General features: G+C 37.7%; 8 protein-coding genes. 4 read left to right on the forward strand and 4 right to left on the reverse strand.

What is annotated here, in order from left to right:
• The first annotated feature begins 21 nt into the window (after window positions 1-21).
• Window positions 22-828, forward strand: a complete 807-nt coding sequence (panB, locus tag K2N75_RS01845) for a 3-methyl-2-oxobutanoate hydroxymethyltransferase (RefSeq protein WP_297681627.1) — start codon at window positions 22-24, stop codon at window positions 826-828.
• A gap of 8 nt (window positions 829-836) precedes the next feature.
• Entirely contained in the window at window positions 837-1,838 is a 1,002-nt protein-coding gene (gene ruvB / locus K2N75_RS01850; RefSeq protein ID WP_297681625.1) for a Holliday junction branch migration DNA helicase RuvB, read from the forward strand.
• Between the two features lie 182 nt (window positions 1,839-2,020).
• Here ruvB and K2N75_RS01855 read toward each other — a convergent pair whose 3' ends face one another.
• From K2N75_RS01855 to accD, 4 genes are all read right to left on the reverse strand, one after another.
• Window positions 2,021-3,040 (reverse strand): hypothetical protein, encoded by a 1,020-nt coding sequence (locus K2N75_RS01855; RefSeq protein ID WP_297681623.1) that lies wholly within the window; start codon window positions 3,038-3,040, stop codon window positions 2,021-2,023.
• Window positions 3,037-3,402, reverse strand: a complete 366-nt coding sequence (gene dksA / locus K2N75_RS01860; protein ID WP_297681621.1) for an RNA polymerase-binding protein DksA — start codon at window positions 3,400-3,402, stop codon at window positions 3,037-3,039. Before dksA ends, K2N75_RS01855 begins: the two co-directional genes overlap by 4 nt.
• Window positions 3,403-3,414: 12 nt before the next feature.
• Window positions 3,415-3,882: a 23S rRNA (pseudouridine(1915)-N(3))-methyltransferase RlmH gene (locus K2N75_RS01865; RefSeq protein WP_297681619.1), complete on the reverse strand. Its 468-nt coding sequence runs from the start codon at window positions 3,880-3,882 to the stop codon at window positions 3,415-3,417.
• Between the two features lie 83 nt (window positions 3,883-3,965).
• Window positions 3,966-4,814, reverse strand: coding sequence for an acetyl-CoA carboxylase, carboxyltransferase subunit beta (accD, locus tag K2N75_RS01870; protein ID WP_297681617.1), 849 nt, complete (start codon window positions 4,812-4,814; stop codon window positions 3,966-3,968).
• A 134-nt stretch (window positions 4,815-4,948) separates the two neighbouring features.
• Here accD and K2N75_RS01875 point away from each other — a divergent pair, with 134 nt between their 5' ends.
• Together K2N75_RS01875 and K2N75_RS01880 are read left to right on the forward strand one after the other, a co-directional pair.
• Window positions 4,949-5,722 carry an MnmC family methyltransferase gene (locus K2N75_RS01875; RefSeq protein WP_297681615.1) on the forward strand — a complete coding sequence of 258 codons (774 nt, stop codon included), beginning with the start codon at window positions 4,949-4,951 and terminating at the stop codon, window positions 5,720-5,722.
• A gap of 21 nt (window positions 5,723-5,743) precedes the next feature.
• A partial coding sequence (locus tag K2N75_RS01880; protein WP_297681614.1) for an ArsB/NhaD family transporter occupies window positions 5,744-6,061 on the forward strand: 318 nt, incomplete at its 3' end.

Consider the following 6,061-nt stretch of genomic DNA (forward strand, 5'->3'; position numbering starts at 1 on the left):
GCAATTGCACAAAGGATAAAAATGAGTATGCAAAATGCAATAAAGTCTATCACCACAACACAAATTTTACGAAAGAAAGGTGTAGAAAAAATCACTATGCTAACAGCTTATGACGCATTAATGGCAAAAATCTTTGATGGTGAAGTGGATATGATTTTGGTAGGGGATAGCTTGCAGATGAGTTTTTTTGGCGAGCAAGATACCTTAAGTAGCACTTTGGATTCTATGATTTATCACACGCAAGCAGTTTGTAATGGAGCAAAAAAAAGCTTAATTGTTTGCGATTTACCCTTTGGAAGCACGACAACATCTCATCTTGCATTGCAATCTGCGATTCGTATTTATAAAGAAACAAAAGCGCAGGCAGTGAAACTAGAAGTTGGCTTTGAGGGCTTAAAAAGCATTGAAATGTTGGTGGAAAATGGAATCGCCGTAATGGCGCATATTGGATTAAAACCGCAATTTGTTCGCAGCGAAGGAGGATATAAAGTGCAGGGCAAAACGCAAGAAAATATAGAATCCCTCATCAGCCTTGCGCAGGATATTGAACGAAGCGGAGCGTTTAGCATTTTGCTAGAAGGGGTAAGGGCAGAGGCTGCCAAACAGATTACACAAAGTGTTAAGATTCCAATTATTGGCATTGGAAGTGGAGTAGATGTAGATGGGCAAGTGTTAGTGTGGAGCGATGCTTTTGGATTTTTTGAGGAGTTTAAACCCAAATTCGTGCGTCAATATCTCAAAGGTGCGGAGTTGTTGCGTCAAGGTGTGCGCGAATATGTTAAAGATGTCAAAAGTGGTCATTTTCCAAGTGAGCAAGAAAGCTATTAGGGGGAATCTTGGAGCGCATTGTAGAGATTGAAAAACTAGCCTTAGAAAAAGAGGAAGACATACGCTTGCGTCCTACTTGTTGGGACGATTATATCGGGCAAGAAAAACTTAAGCGGAATTTGCAGGTTTTTATTACTGCGGCAAAAATGCGTGGGGAGGTGCTAGACCACCTCTTGCTTTTTGGTCCTCCGGGACTTGGCAAGACGACTTTAGCATATATTATTAGCAATCAAATGCAAACTTCTATCAAAGTAACCGCTGCTCCGATGATTGAAAAGGCAGGGGATTTGGCTGCAATTTTGACAAATTTAAGCGAGGGAGAGATTTTATTTATTGATGAGATTCATCGTTTAAGCCCAGCAATTGAGGAGATTTTATATCCCGCAATGGAGGATTTTAGGCTAGATATTATCATCGGTAGCGGACCTGCGGCGCAGACCGTGAAAATTGACTTACCACGATTTACGCTCATAGGAGCAACTACGCGCGCAGGAATGATTAGCAATCCCTTGCGTGATAGATTTGGAATGCAGTTTCGTATGCAGTTTTATGAAAAAGAGGAGTTGGCGCGTATCGTGAGGATTGCCTCAATGAAGTTGCAAAAAGAATGTTCCAATGAGGGGGCGTTAGAGATTGCTAGACGCTCAAGAGGGACGCCTAGAATCGCATTGAGATTGTTAAAGCGCGTAAGGGATTTTGCGGAAGTTGCTCAAGAGGCAATTATTAGCAAAGAGCGCACACAATATGCACTCAATGAACTTGGTGTCAATGAGTATGGATTTGATGAGTTAGACTTGCGATTTTTAAAGATTATTTGTGAGAATCGCGGACGCCCTATCGGACTTAGCACGCTTGCAGCCGCAATGAGTGAGGACGAGGGGACGATTGAAGATGTGATTGAACCTTATTTGCTTGTCAATGGGTATTTAGAGCGCACTGCACGCGGCAGAATCGCAACGCAAAAAACCTATGAATTGTTTTCTTTTAGAGAAGCGGGAAGTTTGTTTTAAGATATGCAAATCATTTTTTAAAACCGCGAATGCTGCGCAATAAATTTTTGTGTTGGATTCTATATTTATTGCAAATATTGATCCATTTTTTGGAAGTTTGCTAACCTAATATCATAGCATTTTGCAATATTGCAATGTTGAAATTCTGCTTAGGTTAAAAGTCCCCTCCCATAACTCAAGAATTAATCAAGTAAAAATAATTCCAAAGGATATTTTTTACCCGAATCCTTCAAATCCAAATATGCACGCACTTTTAAAAGCTCATTTTGAGGGTATGCGTTAAGACGTTCTTTGGCTTCATCAATCATTTCTAACTCTAAAAGCACATAAAAATATGCAATTTCTGCTAGTTCATCTTGGTTTGCAAGATTTTCAAATAAGCCAACCCAAGCCGCAGGCTCATAACATTCTTTTAGTCTTTGAGCCAAGTGCAAATAGTCTTCCTTGCTGTATTTTACTTCTGTGCAAAGTTTGGCAATTTCATCGTTGCTGAAGTTGATTTTGTTTGCATAGCACATTCCTAGCATTTCGTTTGCAAGCTCTTTGTTGAATTTGATTTCGCCAATAAATTGCTTGATTGTTTTTGTTTCTCCCCGATTGAGTAGTTTTTTGAAAGCTTCGCGTTTAGATTCTTCATCGTAGCTTGATTTTTTTAATACCTCTGTGGCAAATTTTTCATCACTATGGATTTGATTCAATATGTTTTGATTCATAAAAGGAGATTTTTCGCCGGGATTGAATTTTTTGAGATTGACATATTCTCCTCTTTTTAAATCACCAAGAAGCTCAATGAGTTCATCTAATCTTGTTTCTCCACTTTTAAGCGCGATTCCCTCTTTGATGTCTAGGGTTAGATTTCCCAATAAAATAGAAAGGCTTTTATAGCGATTCATTGTAGGTTGTTTGAGCGGAACATCTTTGCTAAGGAGTTGGTTTTCTATTTGTTCTAAAAGTATTTTATAGTCGTGTTTGTATTTTGTGCGTTTGCGCCACATACGATAAGAGCCGCCAATTTCTAAAAATATGACGATGAGAAAAAACACGATAACAGGAACAACAAACCATACTGCAACAGGAAGTGTAATACTCTGTGTGCTAAATGGAATCATAAAGGTAAAGCTTGCGCCACTAAGACTATACACATAAAGCCCTAAAAGAACGATAAATACGAATAATGCCACAATGTAATATTTGAATTTCATTTTTGCTCCTTTTCTTTGGAATCTTTTTCAATAATTTTTCGGCATACTATACAATATTTTGCATGTGGTTTTGCTTTTAAACGTTGGATTCCGATTGCTTCATCACACATTTCACAGATTCCATAGATGTCTTTTTCCATTTTTTCTAACGCTTGCTCAATGTATTCTAACTCCAAAAGATGCCTTTGTGAGATAGAGCTATCTAACGTATTTCTAATTTGCATTGCTGCATAATCTACCTCATTAATATGGCTATTTTGAATATGTTCCATTGTTTGTTTGTGTATGGAATTGTTATCCAAAATCGCCTTTTTTCTATCCAATAAAATAGTTTTTAAGTTGTTTAATTCACTTTGACGCATTCTTTTCTCCTATCATTTGTGATATGGGTGGTTATAAATAATACAAAATGCACGATAAATTTGCTCACTTAACACAACTTTAGCAATTTTATGGCTAAAGGTAAGGCTTGAAAGTGAAAGCTGTGTATGGCAAGATTGAATAAAGCTTTTTTCCAATCCATACGCACCCCCGATGAAAAATGCAATATGGCTTCGGTTTTGCAGAGTTTTTGCAAACTCCAAAGAATCCAATGTTTTTGTATTTGGGCTAAGAGCGATTCTGTATTGATTGGGTTTAAAGGTTTTAAGAAATTCTTTTGTGTAGGATTTTTGTGCTTCCTCTGCCTCTTGTTTTTGGCTTGTACTAATGGCTTTGCAAAACAAATTAATAAATTCTAATTTTACGCCAAATTGTCCGCATAGTGCTGCAAACTCTTCGCATAGTTGGTCGCTCAAATCCTTTTGACTTTTGGCAATATAATAAACAATGATTTTAATCATAAGCTTAAAGGATTCTTATTTTTGGATTGCAAATCTTTGAAAAACAATGAGATTTGAAGAGATAATTGGAGGTTTTGTATCATTTAAGATTCTACTTTAAGGTATTTTAATGCTTGGGCAATCGTTTGTTTCATTTCTTTGCGCTGCACAATCATATCAATGAGTCCGTGTTCTAGCAGAAATTCTGCTGTTTGGAATCCTTGTGGTAAATCTGTGCCAATCGTTTGCTTAATCACTCTCGCACCAGCAAATCCTATCATCGCCCCGGGTTCTGCCATAATCAAATCACCCAAAAAGGCAAATGAGGCACTTACACCCCCCATTGTGGGGTCGCTTAATACAGAAATAAAGGGCAAACGCGCTTCACTTAACGCATTGAGTGCCGCAGAAGTTTTTGCCATTTGCATAAGCGAATAAGTAGATTCTTGCATTCTCGCTCCGCCACTTGCGCTGACAATCACTAAACCTTGCTTTTTTTCTATCGCACGATGAATCGCGCGCACGATTTTTTCGCCCTCCACAGACGCAAATGAGCCTCCCATAAAATTAAAATCAAACAGAACAATTTGTGCATTAATGCCATCAATCGTGCATTCTCCGCTAAGAATCGCGCTTGGACGTCCGCATTTTTTGGTGTATTCTTCTATCCGTTTTTTATAGCTTTTTTTATCCACGAAATCTAAGGGATCATTGGGTGCTAAATCTTTGTCAAACTCTACAAAACTTCCTTCATCGCACATTAGCGCAATTCTATCTTCTAAGCCAATACGCATATGGAAATTACATTTAGGGCAGGTGTGGTGTTGGGCAATGATTTCTTTGTAATACATTAACGCATTGCAGCTTGGGCATTTTACCCAATGACTTGGAGCTTCTTGTGGCACGGCTCTATCTTCTTTTTTAAAGTTTTTGAAAAAATCTGCAAATCCCATTTGATTTCCTTAAGACTGAAAATAGTTTTGCGATTCCATATTTTTGGAATGGCATTTTTGCAAATAATAAATTTTGTAAAAGTTTAGATTATATAAAATTATGTGTTAATTTACACTTTAAAAGAAGTAAAAATATGCAGATTTTCACAGGAGATTCAAGCATAACGCTTTATAATACACAATTTGATGAATCTTACCATAATGCCAAAGATGGTGCATTGCAAGAAACCTTGCACAAACATATTTTACCTGCACTCTCTTGGTGCGCAAAAGAACCGATTTTGTATGTGCTTGATATGTGTTTTGGACTTGGATTTAACACGCTTTGTCTAGCATATATGGCGCGTTTGCAGGGATTTAAGGGTAAGATTGTGATTCACTCTCCCGAATTAGATTCTGCCCTTTTGCCTAAACTCTTAAATCACCCTTATCCAAAGGAGTTAGAATCCGAACGAGCCATTTTAGAATCCCTAGTAACTACGCATTATTACAAAAGGCAAAATCTTGAGATTATTTTGCACTTGGGCGAGGCAAGGGAGATTTTAAAAAGTTTTTTGCTCCCCAATCCTCTTAAGATTCCCTTTCATTGCATTTTTCAAGACCCCTTTAGTCCTGCAAAGAATCGCAGTTTATGGACTTACGAATATTTCAAGATGCTTTATAAAATCAGTGCGGAAAATGTTATTCTCACGACTTATAGTCATCATTCAAGTATGCTGTATTCTGCGTTTCTTGCTGGTTTTTATGCTTATAAATTGCAGCAAAAGTGCGTGCGCGATTCTATTGTTTTTACCAAAACACAAGAGATTCCTACTTTGGCATTAGAAAATGTTTTGCAAATTATTCCTGTGAATCTTGTACACAAAATCAAAACAAACCCGAATCTTTGGGGGTTGTATGATGAGTAAAATTTGTTTTTGGATTGGGATTTGATAGCATATTTTTTATTTGCAGGTGTTATGCTTGCGATTTATTTGCGTCCTTTTGGGATTCCGATATGGCTAGTAAGCGTATTTGGAGCATTGTTTGCTTTGGTATTTGGAATCGTAAATTTGCGTGATGTGTGGTTTGTTTGGGTAATGGTTTGGGATTCTACATTGGTTTTGGTGGGGCTGATTGTTTTGAGCCTTGCGCTAGAGCGCATTTTGTTTTTTGACTTTTTGGCATATCGTATTTTATGTCTTGCGGGAGTGCGAGAGAGGGATAAAGAATCGGGCGGAGAGGGATTTTATTGCTCACGCGGAAAG

This window comes from Helicobacter sp. (genome assembly GCF_029067145.1).
In the GTDB taxonomy this organism is placed as follows: domain Bacteria; phylum Campylobacterota; class Campylobacteria; order Campylobacterales; family Helicobacteraceae; genus Helicobacter_D.